The sequence below is a fragment of the Kitasatospora sp. NPDC088346 genome, from assembly GCF_044740765.1.
Lineage (GTDB): Bacteria > Actinomycetota > Actinomycetes > Streptomycetales > Streptomycetaceae > Kitasatospora.
In genome coordinates, this window is sequence record NZ_JBIURH010000033.1 from 1 (window position 1) to 14,761 (window position 14,761).

The 14,761-nt window shown below is 75.0% G+C and carries 13 protein-coding genes; 7 read left to right on the forward strand and 6 right to left on the reverse strand.

What is annotated here, in order from left to right; translation table 11 throughout:
• Positions 1-102 precede the first annotated feature (102 nt).
• The 3 genes from ACIOFR_RS30370 to ACIOFR_RS30380 form a co-directional block, all read right to left on the reverse strand.
• Entirely contained in the window at positions 103-1,062 is a 960-nt protein-coding gene (locus ACIOFR_RS30370; protein ID WP_401002433.1) for an alpha/beta fold hydrolase, read from the reverse strand.
• A gap of 191 nt (positions 1,063-1,253) precedes the next feature.
• Positions 1,254-2,021: a lysophospholipid acyltransferase family protein gene (locus tag ACIOFR_RS30375; RefSeq protein ID WP_401002434.1), complete on the reverse strand. Its 768-nt coding sequence runs from the start codon at positions 2,019-2,021 to the stop codon at positions 1,254-1,256.
• A gap of 182 nt (positions 2,022-2,203) precedes the next feature.
• The gene (locus ACIOFR_RS30380; RefSeq protein ID WP_401002435.1) at positions 2,204-2,641 is read right to left on the reverse strand and encodes a DUF4395 domain-containing protein; all 438 of its coding nucleotides are present in this window, start codon (positions 2,639-2,641) and stop codon (positions 2,204-2,206) included.
• A gap of 200 nt (positions 2,642-2,841) precedes the next feature.
• Here ACIOFR_RS30380 and ACIOFR_RS30385 point away from each other — a divergent pair, with 200 nt between their 5' ends.
• The 5 genes from ACIOFR_RS30385 (at position 2,842) to ACIOFR_RS30405 (ending at position 8,332) form a co-directional block, all read left to right on the forward strand.
• Positions 2,842-3,255 (forward strand): thioredoxin family protein, encoded by a 414-nt coding sequence (locus ACIOFR_RS30385; RefSeq protein WP_401002436.1) that lies wholly within the window; start codon positions 2,842-2,844, stop codon positions 3,253-3,255.
• Between the two features lie 391 nt (positions 3,256-3,646).
• On the forward strand, positions 3,647-4,432 hold the full coding sequence (locus ACIOFR_RS30390; RefSeq protein WP_371495684.1) for an electron transfer flavoprotein subunit beta: 786 nt from the start codon (positions 3,647-3,649) through the stop codon (positions 4,430-4,432).
• A 69-nt stretch (positions 4,433-4,501) separates the two neighbouring features.
• Positions 4,502-5,464, forward strand: coding sequence for an electron transfer flavoprotein subunit alpha/FixB family protein (locus ACIOFR_RS30395; protein WP_401002437.1), 963 nt, complete (start codon positions 4,502-4,504; stop codon positions 5,462-5,464).
• 184 nt (positions 5,465-5,648) lie between these two features.
• Complete coding sequence (locus tag ACIOFR_RS30400) at positions 5,649-7,061, forward strand: acyl-CoA synthetase (protein ID WP_401002438.1); 1,413 nt, start codon at positions 5,649-5,651, stop codon at positions 7,059-7,061.
• 215 nt (positions 7,062-7,276) lie between these two features.
• Entirely contained in the window at positions 7,277-8,332 is a 1,056-nt protein-coding gene (locus ACIOFR_RS30405; RefSeq protein WP_401002439.1) for an NUDIX domain-containing protein, read from the forward strand.
• 35 nt (positions 8,333-8,367) lie between these two features.
• Here ACIOFR_RS30405 and ACIOFR_RS30410 read toward each other — a convergent pair whose 3' ends face one another.
• Positions 8,368-9,114, reverse strand: a complete 747-nt coding sequence (locus ACIOFR_RS30410; RefSeq protein WP_401002440.1) for a hypothetical protein — start codon at positions 9,112-9,114, stop codon at positions 8,368-8,370.
• A gap of 75 nt (positions 9,115-9,189) precedes the next feature.
• On the opposite strand from ACIOFR_RS30410, the gene ACIOFR_RS30415 reads away from it, so the two are divergent.
• Both ACIOFR_RS30415 and ACIOFR_RS30420 read left to right on the forward strand, forming a co-directional pair.
• A complete protein-coding gene (locus tag ACIOFR_RS30415; RefSeq protein WP_401002441.1) occupies positions 9,190-9,921 on the forward strand; it encodes a DUF4184 family protein in 732 nt (243 codons plus the stop codon).
• Positions 9,922-10,066: 145 nt separating this feature from the next.
• Positions 10,067-11,281, forward strand: a complete 1,215-nt coding sequence (locus ACIOFR_RS30420; protein WP_401002442.1) for a geranylgeranyl reductase family protein — start codon at positions 10,067-10,069, stop codon at positions 11,279-11,281.
• Between the two features lie 51 nt (positions 11,282-11,332).
• Here the strand turns inward: ACIOFR_RS30420 and ACIOFR_RS30425 are convergent, their stop codons facing one another.
• Both ACIOFR_RS30425 and ACIOFR_RS30430 read right to left on the reverse strand, forming a co-directional pair.
• Positions 11,333-13,597: a glycosyl hydrolase family 18 protein gene (locus ACIOFR_RS30425; protein WP_401002443.1), complete on the reverse strand. Its 2,265-nt coding sequence runs from the start codon at positions 13,595-13,597 to the stop codon at positions 11,333-11,335.
• 128 nt (positions 13,598-13,725) lie between these two features.
• Positions 13,726-14,706 (reverse strand): ArsR/SmtB family transcription factor, encoded by a 981-nt coding sequence (locus ACIOFR_RS30430; RefSeq protein ID WP_401002444.1) that lies wholly within the window; start codon positions 14,704-14,706, stop codon positions 13,726-13,728.
• Positions 14,707-14,761 lie beyond the last annotated feature (55 nt).

The window sequence follows — 14,761 nt, forward strand, 5'->3', positions numbered from 1 at the left end:
TGCAGGGGGGACCCTGTGGGAGAGTAGGACGCCGCCGAACAATCTTTCAGAGAAGCCCCTCCCGGGTCACCCGGGAGGGGCTTTTCGCATTCCCGCACCCGATCAGTCGAGGCCCTGGAGGAACTGGATCAGGGCCTCGTTGACCTCCTTGGGGCGTTCCTGCTGGGTCCAGTGGCCGGTGCCGGGGAGCCAGAGCGTCTCCTGCAGCCGGGGTACGTGGTGGTGGAGTTCGGCGAGGGCGGCCCGGGTGCGGGGGTTGGCGACCACCAGGTCGTGCTCGCCGGCGACGAGCAGGGCGGGCGGCTCGATCCGGGCGCCGTGCCAGGCGGCGGTGAGCTCCCAGTTGCGGTCCAGGTTGCGGTACCAGTTCAGCGGTCGCGCGAAGCCGTGGGCGGCGAACTCGGCGGTGTAGAAGGCGATGTCGGCCTCGGTGAGCCAGTCCGGGAGCTCGGCCGGGTCGTCGAAGACGTCCAGGAATCCGCCGTCCTCGGGCACCAGGGGCAGCCCGCTGTCGTGGAGGCGGGCGCGGCCGCCGAAGAGGCGGCGGAAGGTGGTCGGCAGGTCGCGGCCGAGCTCGGTCTCGGCCGGGCCGGACTGCTGGAAGTAGACCATGTAGTGCGGGTCGCCGGGCAGTTGGCGCAGCATCGAGAGGGGGCGGTGGTCGCCGCGGGGGAGGGGCGGCACCGAGAGGCCGACGACGCCGCGGACCAGGTCGGGCCGCAGCAGTGCGGTGTGCCAGGCGACCGGGGCGCCCCAGTCGTGGCCGACCACCACCGCGCGGTTCGCGCCGAGGGCCGGGAGCAGGCCGAGCGCGTCGCCGGCGAGGTGGAGGATGCTGTACTGGTCGACCGCGTCGGGGCCGCCGGTGGCGCCGTAGCCGCGCTGGTCGGGGGCGACGGCGTGGTAGCCGGCCTCGGCGAGGGCGGTCAGCTGGTGCCGCCAGGAGTACCAGCTCTCTGGGAAGCCGTGCAGCAGCAGGACGAGGGGGCCGGTGCCCGCCTCCGCGATGCGCATGTCGAGGCCGCCGGCCGATCGGACGATGCGGTGCGAGATCTCGGGCATGGTGGTCTCCCTGCTCGGAACGGGCCGCTGAGCGGCTGGCACCGTGTCAGGTCTACCTCAACCGGGCGGGCGGGGGAAGCCCGACTGCCGTGGGGGAGCGGGGAGTCCGGGAGGCCGGAGTCGGGGAGAGCGGGATCGCGGGGAGGGGACGCCGGTGGGGTCCGCACCGGGCGGGCCCCACCGACGGACGGTCAGCGTTCGGCGCGGCGGGCGGCCTTCTCGGCGGCCTCCGCCTCGTCCTCGGCCTCGGCGACCTCCAGGGTCGGCGCGGTGCCGCCGAGGTGGGCCGGCAGCCACCAGCTGTCCTCGGGGCCGGCGGGCTTGCCGGGGTAGTCGCGCTGGGCGCGGTCGAGCATCTCGGTCATCGCGGCCCTCAGGCGGCGGGTGACCATCACGGGCTTGTCCTCGGGGGTGAGCCGGATCGGCTCGCCGATCATGATGGTGACCGGGACGTGGCGCTTGGTGAGGGTCTTGGGGCGGCCCTTGGTCCAGAGCTGCTGGGTGCCCCAGAGGATCACCGGCAGCAGCGGGGCGCCGGAGTCGGCGGCCATCCGGGCGGCGCCGGTCTTGAACTTCTTCAGGGTGAAGGAGCGGCTGATGGTGGCCTCGGGGAAGACACCGACCACCTCGCCCTCCCGCAGGGCCCGGACCGCGGCCTCGTACGCCGGCTGGCCGTCGGTGCGATCCACCGGGATGTGCTTCATGCCGCGCATCAGCGGGCCGGAGACGGCGTGCTTGAAGACGTCGTCCTTGGCCATGAAGCGGGTCTTGCGCTTGCCGCCCTTGAAGGCACCGAGCCCGGCGAAGAGGAAGTCGAGGTAGCTGATGTGGTTGCTCACCAGCACGGCTCCGCCGGTCGCGGGGATGTTCTCCGCGCCGACGATGCTGATCCGTACGTCCAGCGCACGGAAGCAGGTGAGTGCGGCACGGATCACCGGCGGGTACACGAACTCTGCCACGTCAGCCCTACTTCCCACGGGCTGGTGCCCGGTCAGGTGGTACCCGGGGCGCAGGTCGGGGCCGTCCGAGACGCGGCACGCGGCAGCGGCCACGGGTGTGTTTACTCCGAGATGATCCCTCGAAGGGGTGCCCTCTGTCACCTGAGGCCGTCCGCGAGGGGGGATCCGCTGCCGCGGCCCGCTCAGCCGGCGGTGTTCCGGGTGGCGGTCAGCCGGGCGCGGCCGCGGTGCAGCAGCGGGTACAGCTCGCAGCCGAGGCAGTAGCCGAAGGCGGCGTTCAGGAAGGCGGCGGCCAGCGCGAGGGCCGTGGCGGCCGTCCCGAGCCAGGGCACGCCGCCCAGGTGGCCGACGGTGCCGATGAGGCCGAAGACGAGCCCGACGCCCTGGGCGAAGCGGGGCGGTCGGGCGTCCTCCAGTTCGGCGGGCGGGCCGAGCCGCGGCCGCAGCAGGGTGCGGTAGAGCAGGCCGTACGGGGAGTACCGCAGGCCCGCCAGGGCGCCGGCGGCGAAGACGGCGGTCTGGACGGCGAGCAGGGCGCCGCTGCCGGTGATCAGGACGGCGGCGAGCAGGAGGCTGGTGAGTGCGGCGGCGAATCGCGGGCCGCGGGGGTCGATCTGCACGGGTGGCTCCGGGGTGGCACGGCTGGTGGGCTGACGGCGGTGGGCGGTCAGCGACAGCGCGATGCGGTGGCCCGGCACAGGTCGACCACGCGGCGGGTGGTCAGCCGGGGCGTCCGGGCGGGGCGGGGGTCCACGCGGCGATGGTACGCGCCGGGGCACTCGCCGGTCGATCGCGGGGCGCGGTGCCGCACACTGGACGGGTGACCGGGTTGGTGGTGTGCGGTGTCGTGCTCGCGGTGGCGAGCGCCTTCGGGCTGTGGCGCGCCGCGCGGGACGGAAGGCTGCGGGTGCGGGCGAAGGACGGTGCGGTGCGGGTGTCGGCCGCCGAGCTGGGCGCCGGGCTGGGGGAACGGGCGACGCTGGTCCAGTTCTCGACGGCGTTCTGCCAGCCCTGCCGGGCGACCCGCCGGGTGCTGGCCGAGGTGGCCGCGATGGTGGAGGGCGTGGAGCACGTCGAGGTGGACGCCGAGGAGCACCTGGAGCTGGTGCGGCGGCTGGAGATCCTGCGGACGCCGACCGTCCTGGTGCTGGATTCCGGCGGGCGGGTGGTCCGCCGGGCGGCCGGTCAGCCGCGGCGCGCGGACGTGATCGCGGCCCTCGGCGCGGCGGTCTGAACCGCTTCCCCGACCCGCGGACGGGTGGCCGCCGGAGCCACCGTCAGCCGCCGGGCTGTCAAGACCTTCAATCTCACAGCCGATCTGCCGCCCAGTCAGGTGGTATGCGGCGCGCACTGGGGCAGGATGGGGCGAAGACGGCAGTGCAGCCGCTCTGCACCCCTGCTCGCCCGGGCCGCCGTCCGGGCCGCGGACGGGGTGCCGGGCGGTCGGCCGGGGCCCGGGCAGCGCTAAGCTACTGGCCAGTAGTGACGGCTAAGCTACTGGCGAGTATGCTGCCAGGAAGTTCCGGCCGGGCTCAGGAAGACGCAGCCCGCGTGGGCCCGGAAGCCTGACTTCCGCCCATTGCACAGCCGCAGCCGCCGGACGAGACCAGTACAGGAGACAGGCCGTGAGCTTGAGGATCGTTGTCTGTGTGAAGTACGTGCCCGACGCGACCGGTGACCGTCGCTTCGCGGACGACACCACCACCGACCGGGAGGGCGTCGACGGCCTCCTTTCGGAGCTGGACGAGTACGGCGTGGAGCAGGCGCTCCGCATCGCCGAGGCCTCCGGCGACGCCGAGGTCACCGTCCTGACCGTGGGCCCGGACGACGCCAAGGACGCCCTGCGCAAGGCCCTCTCCATGGGTGCCGACAAGGCCGTCCACGTCAACGACGACGACATTCACGGCAGCGACGTGATCGGCACCTCCGCGATCATCGCCAAGGCCCTGGACAAGGTCGGCTTCGACCTGGTCGTCTGCGGCATGGCCTCCACCGACGGCACCATGGGCGTCCTCCCGGCCCTGCTGGCCGAGCGTCTGGGCCTGCCCCAGGTCACCCTGCTCTCCGAGGTGTCGGTCGAGGGCGGCGTGGTCAAGGGCCGCCGCGACGGCGACGCCGCCACCGAGCAGGTCGAGGCCGAGCTCCCCGCCGTCGTGTCGGTCACCGACCAGTCCGGCGAGGCCCGCTACCCGTCCTTCAAGGGCATCATGGCCGCCAAGAAGAAGCCGGTCGAGTCGCTGGACCTGGACGACCTGGGCATCGAGGCGGACGAGGTCGGCCTGGCCGGCTCCTGGACCGCCGTCGAGGCCGTCGCGGCCCGCCCGGCCCGCACCGCCGGCACCGTCGTCAAGGACGAGGGCGAGGGCGGCAAGCAGCTCGCCACCTTCCTCGCCGAGCAGAAGTTCATCTGACCCGTTGGACGTGGTGGCTGCCGCACGCCGATGCGCGCGGCAGCCAGGAGATACAGGAGACATTGAGCAATGGGTGAGATTCTCGTTCTCGTCGACCACGCCGACGGTGTGGTCCGCAAGCCGGCCCTCGAACTGCTGACCCTGGCCCGCCGCATCGGCGAGCCCTCGGCCGTGGTCCTGGGCGCCGGTTCGGCCGCCGCCGAGATCGCCGCCAAGGCCGGCGAGTACGGCGCCGCCAAGGTGTACGTCGCGGACGGCGCCGAGTTCGCCGACCTGCTGGTGGTGCCGAAGGTCGACGCGCTGACGCAGATCGCCAAGGCCGCCGACGCCGCCGCCGTGCTGGTCACCTCCTCGGGCGAGGGCAAGGAGATCGCGGCCCGCGTCGCGCTCCGCCTGGGCTCGGGCATCATCACCGACGCCGTCGACCTGGAGGCCGGCGACGGCGGTCCGGTCGCCACCCAGTCGGTGTTCGCGGCCTCCTTCCAGGTCAAGTCCAAGGTCTCGAAGGGCGCGCCGGTCATCACCGTCAAGCCCAACTCCACCAGCCCCGAGGCCGCCGCGGCCGCCGGCGCCGTGGAGAACGTGACCGTCGAGTTCACCGGCAAGGCCGCCAAGGTCACCTCGCGCACCCCGCGGGTCTCCTCGGGCCGCCCGGAGCTGACCGAGGCCGCGATCGTGGTCTCCGGCGGCCGGGGCGTCGGCGCCAAGGACGGCTTCGGCGTGGTCGAGGAGCTCGCGGACGCGCTCGGCGCGGCCGTCGGCGCCTCGCGCGCCGCGGTGGACGCCGGCTGGTACCCGCACAGCAACCAGGTCGGCCAGACCGGCAAGCAGGTCTCGCCGCAGCTGTACGTCGCGGCGGGCATCTCCGGCGCGATCCAGCACCGGGCCGGCATGCAGACCTCGAAGACCATCGTGGCCGTGAACAAGGACCCCGAGGCGCCGATCTTCGAGCTGGTCGACTACGGCGTGGTCGGTGACCTGTTCACCGTCCTCCCGCAGCTGACCGGCGAGGTCAAGTCCCGCAAGGGCTGAGCACCTCCCGCACGGCCGAAGGGCGCGGCTCCCACCCGGGGGCCGCGCCCTTCGGCGTGCCCGGCCGCCCCGCCCCCCCGCGTGCCCGGGCGGCCGGGACCGGTGTGGACCGGCGCTCGCGTCCCGGTCGACCGCGCCGTGATCGGGCCGCCGCGCCCGCCGGGCCGCCGGTAGGCTCCCGGACATGGGACTGCTGACGGCACTTGAGGGTGGCTTCGAAGACGCGGCGGACGCGCTGCTGGTCGACGGCCGGGCGATGTCGCGCGAGCAGCTGCTCGGCGCGGCGGGCGCGGTGGCGGAGCGGGCGGCTGGGGCTCCGGCGCTGGCCGTGCTGGCCCGGGCGACCGTCGAGACGGTGGTGGCGGTGGTCGGTGGACTGCTGGCCGGGGTGCCGGTGGTACCGCTGCCGCCGGACTCCGGGCCCAAGGAGCGCGCCCACATCCTGCGCGACTCGGGTGCGGCCCTGCTGGCCGTACCTGCGGGCGAGGGCGCCGAGGACATCGAGGTGCTGCCGGTCGACCTGACGGCGCGTTCGAGGGGCGCGTTCGTGGAGCCCGCGCCGGAGCGCACGGCGTTCGTCCTGTACACCTCCGGCACCACCGGCGCGCCCAAGGGGGCGCTGATCTCCCGCTCGGCGGTGGCCGCGGACCTCGACGCCCTCGCAGCCGCCTGGCAGTGGACCGCCGACGACACCCTGGTGCACGGTCTGCCGCTGTTCCACGTGCACGGCCTGGTGCTCGGGGTCCTCGGCGCGCTGCGCACCGGGAGCCGGCTTGTGCACACCGGCCGCCCCACGCCGGCGGCGTACGCCGGGGCGCGCGGCACCCTGTACTTCGGCGTGCCGACGGTCTGGTCGCGAGTGGCGGCGGACGCGTCGGCGGCCCGCGCGCTGGCCGGCTCCCGGCTGCTGGTCTCCGGCAGCGCCCCGCTGCCGGTGCCGGTCTTCGAACGGCTCACCGCTCTCACCGGGCAGGCCCCGATCGAGCGCTACGGGATGACCGAGTCGCTGATCACCGTCTCCACCCGGGCCGCCGGTGAGCGCCGTCCCGGCAGCGTCGGCCTGCCGGTCGACGGGGTGCGCACCCGGCTGGTCGGCGAGGACGGCGCGCCGCTCGCGCACGACGGCGAGTCGGTCGGCGAGCTCCAGGTCGCCGGGCCGACCCTGTTCGACGGGTACCTGGGACGGCCGGACGCCGACGCCGAGTCGTGGACGGCCGACGGCTGGTTCAGGACCGGGGACGTCGCCGTGATCGGCCCCGACGGCTTCCACCGGATCGTCGGCCGTGCCTCGGTCGACCTGATCAAGAGCGGCGGGTACCGGATCGGCGCGGGTGAGGTCGAGGCGGCCCTGCGGGACCACCCGGCCGTCGCCGACGCCGCCGTGGTCGGTGCCCCCGACGGCGACCTCGGCCAGGCCGTCGTCGCCTACGTGATCGCCGACGGCGCGGTGACCGGGGACCAGCTGACCTCCTTCGTGGCCGAGCGGCTGTCCGTCCACAAGCGGCCCCGGCGGGTCGTCCTGGTGGACGAGCTGCCGCGCAACGCGATGGGCAAGGTGCTGAAGAAGCAGCTGCTGGAGGCCGGGCCGGAGGCCTAGGCCCGCTGTCGGATCCCCCGCCGGACCGGCGCGGGGAACGGCCGGGGAACGCCCGGCGGACCGGCGGAGCGTGCGGCGGAGACGACCGGCGCGAAGGCGCACGCATGGGGACCGGGCAGGCGCGGGTACCACCTGAGGTGGTGCGGGCGCCGGACGGTGCGGGCGTCCGCCGCCCGGCGCGTCCGCGCCGGGGTGGGCCGACGACAGGGGGAACTGTGATCGTCTGGGTCAATGGCCCGTTCGGGGCGGGCAAGACGAGCGCCTGCCGCGAGCTGGTGGAGCTGCTGCCCGGGAGCCTGCTCTTCGACCCCGAGCGGGTCGGCGACGGGCTGCGCGCCCTGCTGCCGGCGGACCGGTTCGTCCCGGTCTCCGACTACCAGGACCTGCCGTCCTGGCGCAGGCTGGTCCCCGAGGTCGCGGCGGCCCTGCTCGCCGAGGTGCCCGGGCCCCTGGTGGTGCCGATGACGCTGCTCCGGGAGGACTACCGGGACGAGATCTTCGGCGCCCTGGCCACCCGCGGGCTGGCCGTGCACCACATCGTGCTGGACCTGGAGGAAACGATCCTGCGCGCCCGGATCGAGGCCCGTGACGACCAACCCGACCACCCCGAGCGCAGCGCCCGGGTCCGCGAGTGGTCGCTCGAACACCTGCCGCACTACCGTCACGCCAGACGCTGGCTCGGCCGCGACGCCCGGCTGCTCGACACCGGCGGGCTCTCGCCGCGCCGCACCGCCGAACGCATCGCCGAGCTGGTCGAGGGCGGCCAGGCCCGCTGCCCGATCGTCCGCAGCGACGACGCGACCGGTGACACCGTGGCCGCCGCCGTGCTGTTCTTCGACGAGCTGGACCGCGTCCTGCTGGTCGATCCGGTCTACAAGCCGTCCTGGGAGTTCCCCGGCGGCGTCGTGGAGCGCGGCGAGGCGCCCAGCGACGCGGCCCTGCGGGAGACCGCGGAGGAACTCGGCCTGCACCTGGACGGCGCGGCGCTGCGGCTGCTCGCCGTCGACTGGGAGCCCTGCACCGGCCCGCGCCGGGGCGGCCTGCGGCTGATGTTCGACGGCGGCCGGCTGGACGCCGCGGCCGTGGCCCGGATCCGGCTGCCCCGGGACGAGCTGCGCTGCTGGCGGTTCGTCACCCCGGACGAGGCCGCGGGGCTGCTGCCGCCCAACCGTCACCGGCGGCTGCTCGGGGCCCTGGAGGCGCGCGCCCGCGGCACCCTGCGCTACCTGGAGGCCGGACTGCCCGCGGCGGTGGGGGCGGGCGCGGGCTGACCGGCACGGCGCCGCCCGGGGGTCCCGGACAGGGCCTAGAAGTCCGGGGTCGCCCGGAGGGCGGCCAGGGCCGGCGGGACCTCCTGGGGCGGGGCGAAGGACCAGCCGGGGAAACCGCCCCAGGCGATCGAGGTGCGCAGGTACTCGACCAGGGTGATCCCGGGCCGGCCGCCGACGCCGTCGACCACCGGGTCGGCGCTGCCGTCCGGGAGGGCGAGGTCGAAGCTGGCGCCGCTGACGTTGGCCGTGTGCAGCTCGTCCGGGGAGCCCTGGTAGAAGCCGTCCGCGGCGAGGTCGGGGTACTCGTCGGCGTCCGCGCGGTACTCCGCCCACTCCTCGCCCAGCGACGGCACCGACGGCAGCCACAGCGGATCGGGGTAGACCGCGGTGGTGCGGCGGCGCGGACCGTCCGCGGCGGGGTCGGGGTGCGAGCGGTGGCCGAGGTCGAGGGCGGTGCAGTCACCCACGAACGAGACGCCGCCGAGCACCCGCAGGCCCGCCTCGTACGCGGCCGGCAGCCGGCCGATCTCCCCGGACAGCCGGTCGAGCTCGGCCAGGTCGTCGGCGGTGGACCGCTCGCGGACCTGCCACGCCGGGGCGAAGCCGAGCCCGGCGAGCTGCTCCTCGATCCGGCTGATGTGCCGGTCGGCCCGGAGCATGGTGTGCTCGGCGACCGCCGCGACGTCCTCGCTCAGCGCCGGGGGCACCGGGCCGAGTGCGCGCAGCTCCGTCCAGACGGCCTCGTGCTCGCCGCCGGCGTACCGCTGGAAGTAGGAGGGCATGGCCGGCAGCGTAGCGATCGGCACCGACAACGGACACGGCGGGCGGCCGGGCGGCCGCGCGGGGAGGATGGGGGCATGCCGTTCACGCTGAGCCACCCGGCGGCGGTGCTGCCGCTGCTGCGCGGCGTCCGGGCGCGCGGGCCGCTGGTGGCCCCGGCGCTGGTCGCCGGGTCGATGGCGCCCGACCTGCCGTTCTTCGCGGAGTCGCTGCTACCGGGGGTGTACCGCTCGGGCGGCCTGACGCACCGTTGGTGGGCGGTGCCGACGGTGGACGTCGCCCTGGCGACCGCCCTGGTCGCGGGCTGGCGGGGGCTGTGGCGGGACGGGACGGCGGTGCTGCTGCCCGCCACCGGGGCGCGGCCGGCGGACCGGCCGGACCGGCTGCCCGGGCCCGGGCCGGTGGCGCTGTCCGCGGCGCTGGGCGCGGCGACGCACGTCGGCTGGGACTCCTTCACCCACCGCGGCCGGGCCGGTGTACGGGCCCTGCCGGTGCTCACCCGGCGGCTGGGCGGGGTGCCGCTGTACACCGCCCTGCAGTACGGCACCTCGCTGGCCGGGCTGGTGCTGGTGGCCCGCCACGCCGCCCGCGCGGGCGCGGGACCCGCCCGGCCGGGGGCGGCCGTCCTGCTGGCGGCGGCCGCGGCGGCGGGCGCGGCGCACCGGCTCGCGCGGCGCCGCGGCGGGGTGGTGGACGAGGCCTGCTTCGGGGCGGGCGTGGGGGTGGCCGTGGCGCTGGCCGCGGTCGGCGCGGTGGCGCGGGCCCGGCGCCCGGCCGGCCCGTCGGGCGCTGCGCGGTACGGGTGGTGACGGGCCGTGTGCCGGACCGCGCGGTGGGGCGCGCGGCGGACCGTGCGCGCACGCCGAGTCGACCCGGTGCCGGGGATCGGCTTGCGGGAGGCGTCTACCATTGGCCGATGTGACTGATACCGGTAGCTCGCTTGGGCAGGATCCGATGGAATCGACCGACACCGAGGCCGCCGGGCCCGACCCGTTGGCCGGCGTGTGGGACGTGGTGGTGGTCGGCGCCGGCCCGGCCGGGTCCTCCGCCGCGTACGCCGCGGCCGTTCAGGGCCGCCGGGTGCTGCTGCTCGACAAGGCCGAGCACCCCCGCTACAAGACCTGCGGTGGCGGCATCATCGGCTTCTCCCGGGACAGCCTGCCGCCGGACTTCAAACTGCCGCTGCAGGACCGCATCCACGCCGTCACCTTCGCGCTGAACGGCAGGTTCTCCCGGACCCGGCGCTCCAGGCGGATGCTGTTCGGGCTGGTCAACCGGGACGAGTTCGACCTGCGCCTGGTGCAGGCCGCCGAACAGGCCGGGGCCGTGGTGGTCACCGGTGTCACGGTGACCGGGGTCGAGCCGAAGGACGGCGAGGACGGCCGGACGGTCCTCGTGACCACCGCCGACGGGCGCCGGGCCGAGGCCCGTGCGGTGGTCGGGTCGGACGGCTCGGCGAGCCGGATCGGCCGGCACGTCGGGGTGAGCTTCGACCAGATCGACCTCGGTCTGGAGGCGGAGATCCCGGTCCCCGAGTCGGTCTCCCGCTACTGGGCCGGCAGGATCCACCTGGACTGGGGCCCGCTGCCCGGCTCGTACGGATGGGTGTTTCCCAAGACCGACTCCGGCACCCTGACGGTCGGTGTGATCTCCGCCCGCGGTGACGGCGAGCGGACCAAGGAGTACCTGGCGGAGTACATCCGCCGGCTCGGCCTGTCCGGCTTCACCCCGAGCGTCGAGTCGGGCCACCTGACCCGCTGCCGGGCCGAGGACTCGCCGCTGTCCCGCGGCCGGGTGCTGGTGGCCGGCGACGCGGCCGGGCTGCTGGAGCCGTGGACCAGGGAGGGCATCTCGTACGCGCTGCGCTCGGGCCGGCTGGCCGGAGAGTGGGCGGTCAAGGTCGCCGAGGCGGACGGCGGGGCGGAGGTGCGCCGGCAGGCGCTCAACTACGCGTTCGCGGTCAAGGCCGGGCTGGGCGTGGAGATGCGGGCCGGCAAGGTGATGCTGGCCGCGTTCGAGCGCCGCCCGCAGGTCTTCCACGCGGCGGTCTGCCTGATCGAGCCGGCCTGGCGGGCGTTCGCCCGGGCGACCCAGGGGCACACCACCTTCGCCGAGGTGATGCGCGACCACCGGGCCGCGCGCAAGCTGGCCTCGATCGCCGGCCGCTGACGCCGTAGGCCGACCGGGCCCCGGGGTTGGTGAACCCCGGGGCCCGGTGCGCTACTTCAGCCCGTTGTCGAGCGCGGTGATCAGGGTGCCGGACGGCGTGTCGCCGGACATCTCCCAGATCATCGCGCCCAGCAGGTTCCTGGACCTCAGGTAGGCGGTCTTCTGGGCGATCGCCCACGGGTCGTCGAAGCTCCACCACTGCCCGCCCGGCCCGGTGTAGGCGTACGTGGAGCCCGACTGGGTGTCGTGGTGGACGGTCAGGCCCGGCACCTGTGTGATGAGGTTCTGGTACCCGCGGGTGCCCGCCTCCTCGGCGAACTGTCCCGGGGCCGCGCCCCCGGCGGCCTGCCACTCACCGCTCGCGCCGCCCTCGGTGACGCCCTGCCAGCCGCGGCCGTAGAACGGGAAGCCGATGGTCAGCTTGCGCGGGTTGACCCCGGCGGCGAGGTAGGTCTGCACCGCGCCGTCGACGCTGAAGTGGAAGCCGTACGGGTCCTGGGTGTCGGCGTGGAGGTTGGCCTGGTGGCCGGTGCGGTTCGGCTCCCAGGAGTTGTCGCTGCCGGCGCCGTGGAAGTCGTAGCCCTGGATGTTGGCCACGTCCAGGTACTGGGAGATCTTCGAGAGGTCCCACCCCTGGCCGATCTTGACCGGGTCGGCCGGGGTGAACGCGGTGAGCAGCCGGTGCGGGCCGCCGAGGGCGTCCAGCTGCCGGCGGAACTCGGCCAGCAGCAGGGTCAGGTCGGCCTTGTCGGCGGGCGCGTAGTGGTTGCCGGCGTGACCGTCGGGGGAGCCGGGCCACTCCCAGTCCAGGTCGATGCCGTCGAAGACGCCCGCCGCCGCGCCGTCCCCGCCCGCGCCGTTGTAGACCGGCAGGTTGCCCCTGATCCAGGTGTCCACGCAGGACCTGACGAACTTCTGCCGGGAGGCCTCGGTGGCCGCCGCGTCGGAGAGGTACTTGGAGTACGTCCAGCCGCCGAGCGAGACCACCACCTTGAGGCCGGGGTACCTGGCCTTGAGCTTCTTCAGCTGGTTGAAGTTGCCGCGCAGCCTGCCCCAGCCGTCGTCGGCCACCCCGTCGACCGACTGCGCGGCGCTGAACGGCCGGGCGTAGTCGGCGTCCGCGTCACCCGCGCCGGTGCCCTGGTCCGGGTCCTGCGGGTCGGCGGTGGTGCCCTTGGTGACCCCGGCCAGGCAGGTCAGGTTGACCGGGTCGATGTTCTCGAAGGCGTAGTTGACCACGTCCAGCTTGGCCGCGCTGCCGGAGGTGTCCAGGTTCCTGACGAAGTACTGGCGGCCGTAGATGCCCCACTGGGCGAAGTACCCGACCCGGCTGTACCGGCCGGGCCCGGCCAGGTCGCCGGTGGTGACGGTGAGCGGGGCGGAGGCGGGGGAGGCGTTGTCGGCGGCGTCCCGGGCCCGGACGGCGAAGGTGTAGGAGGTGGCGGGGGACAGGCCGGTCACGGCCGCGGTGGTGCCGGTGACGGTCTGCACGGGCGTGCCGTCCTGGTAGAGGTCGTAGGCGGCGACCCGCTGGTCGTCGGTGGCGGCGTTCCAGGCCAGGGCCACGCTGCTGCTGGTGACGCCGGTGCTGCGCAGCGCGCCGGGCGCGGTCGGCGGCGTCGGATCGGTGGCCGGGTCGACCGTGCGGGCGGTGACGGCCGGCCCGGCCGGGCCGGTGGTGCCCCGGGTGTCGCGGGCCCGCACGGCGAGGGCGTAGGCGGTGGCCGGGGCGAGCCCGGTGACGGTGACCGAGGTGGCGGGGGAGGAGGCCAGCACGGTGCTGCCGGACAGGACGTCGTACCCGGCGATCGGGAAGTCGCCGGGTGCGGCGGCCGGCCAGCTCAGCGCGACGGTGTGCGCGGTGGTGTCGGTGACCTGCGGGGTACCGGGCGGGTCGGGCGGCACGTCCGCGCCGCCGTCGCACTTGTCGCCGTTGATGCGGCAGTTGGCGGGGACGCCGACCGGGCCGGTGGCCACGAACCAGAAGCTGTACGGCTGGACGGTGGCGTTGTAGTACGCGTTGACGGCGCTGACGTGGCGGCCGCTGACGGTGGCCGTCCCGTTGTAGCTGCTGCTGACGGTGACGCCGGCGGGCAGGTCGAACTCCAGCGTCCAGCCGGTGACGGCGGCGGCGTTGTCGTTGCGGACCACGAAGGTGCCCTTCCACCAGGATCCGTTGTCGGCCGTGGTGAAGGACGCGGTGAGCCGGCCCGCGGCGTGCGCGGGGGTGGCGGCGAGCAGGGCGAGCGGCAGGACGAGTGAGGCCAGCAGGGCCAGGAGTCTGCCCCTGGCGCGGTGCCTCGGCCGAACGAGCATCGGTGCTCCCTGTGTGGTGTGGGGGATCCGTACAGGGGTGCCGGGGAGCCAGTCGCAATGTAGGCCGACCGGGACCTCCCGTCAACAGGTCCAGACCACAGGGGAGTTGGCGAGGTCCGGCGGCCGGGTCACTCGCAGAGCCGGTCGCCGAGCGGGCTGCGCGCGTACAGCACCATCCGGCCGTGCCGGGCCCGGGTGACCAGCCGGGTCGCGGCCAGCACCGCGAGGTGCTGGCTGACCGCGCCGGGGGTGACGCCGAGCCTCCGGGCCAGCTCGGTGGTGGAGGACGGCTCCGACAGCAGGGCCAGCAGTCGGGCCTTCGGCGGACCGACCAGCTGTTCCAGGGCGCGGGTGGCGGGCGGCGGCTGGACGGTCCCGCCCAGGGTCCCCTGACCGCGCGCCGGGTAGGTGATGGTCGGCGGGTGGTCCTGGCCGATCGAGGTGATGGCGCCGCGGGCGAAGCAGGTCGGCAGGAAGACCAGGCCGCGCCGGCCGACCACCACGTCCACGTTCCCGTTTCCCCAGTCCCGGCGGATCGTCAGCACGCCGTCCTCCCACAGCAGCCGACCGTCCAGGTCGCCGAAGAGCGCCGCCGCGCCGCGCTCCGCCAGCACCCGGGAGCGGTGCACGATGTCCGCGCGCAGCACCGACCTCGCCCGCGGCCACCACTGGGGGCTCAGGCACTCCTCCCAGTACTCCTCCAGCGCGTCCGCGATCCTCGCCAGCAGCCGCGCCGGGTCCGCCAGCCCGTCCGCCAGCGGTCGCGGGATCCGCCGGTCGTGCGGCAGGAAGGTCCGTGCCAGCTGGGCGGGGAGCTCCTGCGGCGGCAGGGCGCGCACCTCGGCCAGTTCGGTGCGGATGTCCGGGAACGGCGCGGCGGGGCGCGGGGTGAGGAAGTCCGGGACGTAGCGGTTGCTCGCCACCAGCGAGCACAGCAGGGCGGCGTCGATCCGCTCGAAGGCCGGCCGCATCCGCTCGAACCACGCCGTCTGGTGCACGTACACCCCCGGGTGCGTCCACATCCGCAGGCTCAGCACGGTCTCCTGGAGCGGCGAGCAGGCGAACGAGGCGGCGGCCAGATCGGCCAGCCCCAGCCGGAAACGGTGCATTCGGTCCCCCATGGTTCAGCCCCGGCCTAAATGAATACGGCCTGTCCTGCGGGCT

Excerpts from the sequence above, each read along its gene's own strand:
- ACIOFR_RS30370 (WP_401002433.1), bottom strand. The coding sequence starts at position 1,062 with ATGCCCGAGATCTCGCACCGCATCGTCCGATCGGCCGGCGGCCTCGAC.
- ACIOFR_RS30395 (WP_401002437.1), top strand. The coding sequence starts at position 4,502 with ATGGGTGAGATTCTCGTTCTCGTCGACCACGCCGACGGTGTGGTCCGC.
- ACIOFR_RS30400 (WP_401002438.1), top strand. The coding sequence starts at position 5,649 with ATGGGACTGCTGACGGCACTTGAGGGTGGCTTCGAAGACGCGGCGGAC.
- ACIOFR_RS30410 (WP_401002440.1), bottom strand. The coding sequence starts at position 9,114 with ATGCCCTCCTACTTCCAGCGGTACGCCGGCGGCGAGCACGAGGCCGTC.
- ACIOFR_RS30415 (WP_401002441.1), top strand. The coding sequence starts at position 9,190 with ATGCCGTTCACGCTGAGCCACCCGGCGGCGGTGCTGCCGCTGCTGCGC.
- ACIOFR_RS30420 (WP_401002442.1), top strand. The coding sequence starts at position 10,067 with ATGGAATCGACCGACACCGAGGCCGCCGGGCCCGACCCGTTGGCCGGC.
- ACIOFR_RS30425 (WP_401002443.1), bottom strand. The coding sequence starts at position 13,597 with ATGCTCGTTCGGCCGAGGCACCGCGCCAGGGGCAGACTCCTGGCCCTG.
- ACIOFR_RS30430 (WP_401002444.1), bottom strand. The coding sequence starts at position 14,706 with ATGCACCGTTTCCGGCTGGGGCTGGCCGATCTGGCCGCCGCCTCGTTC.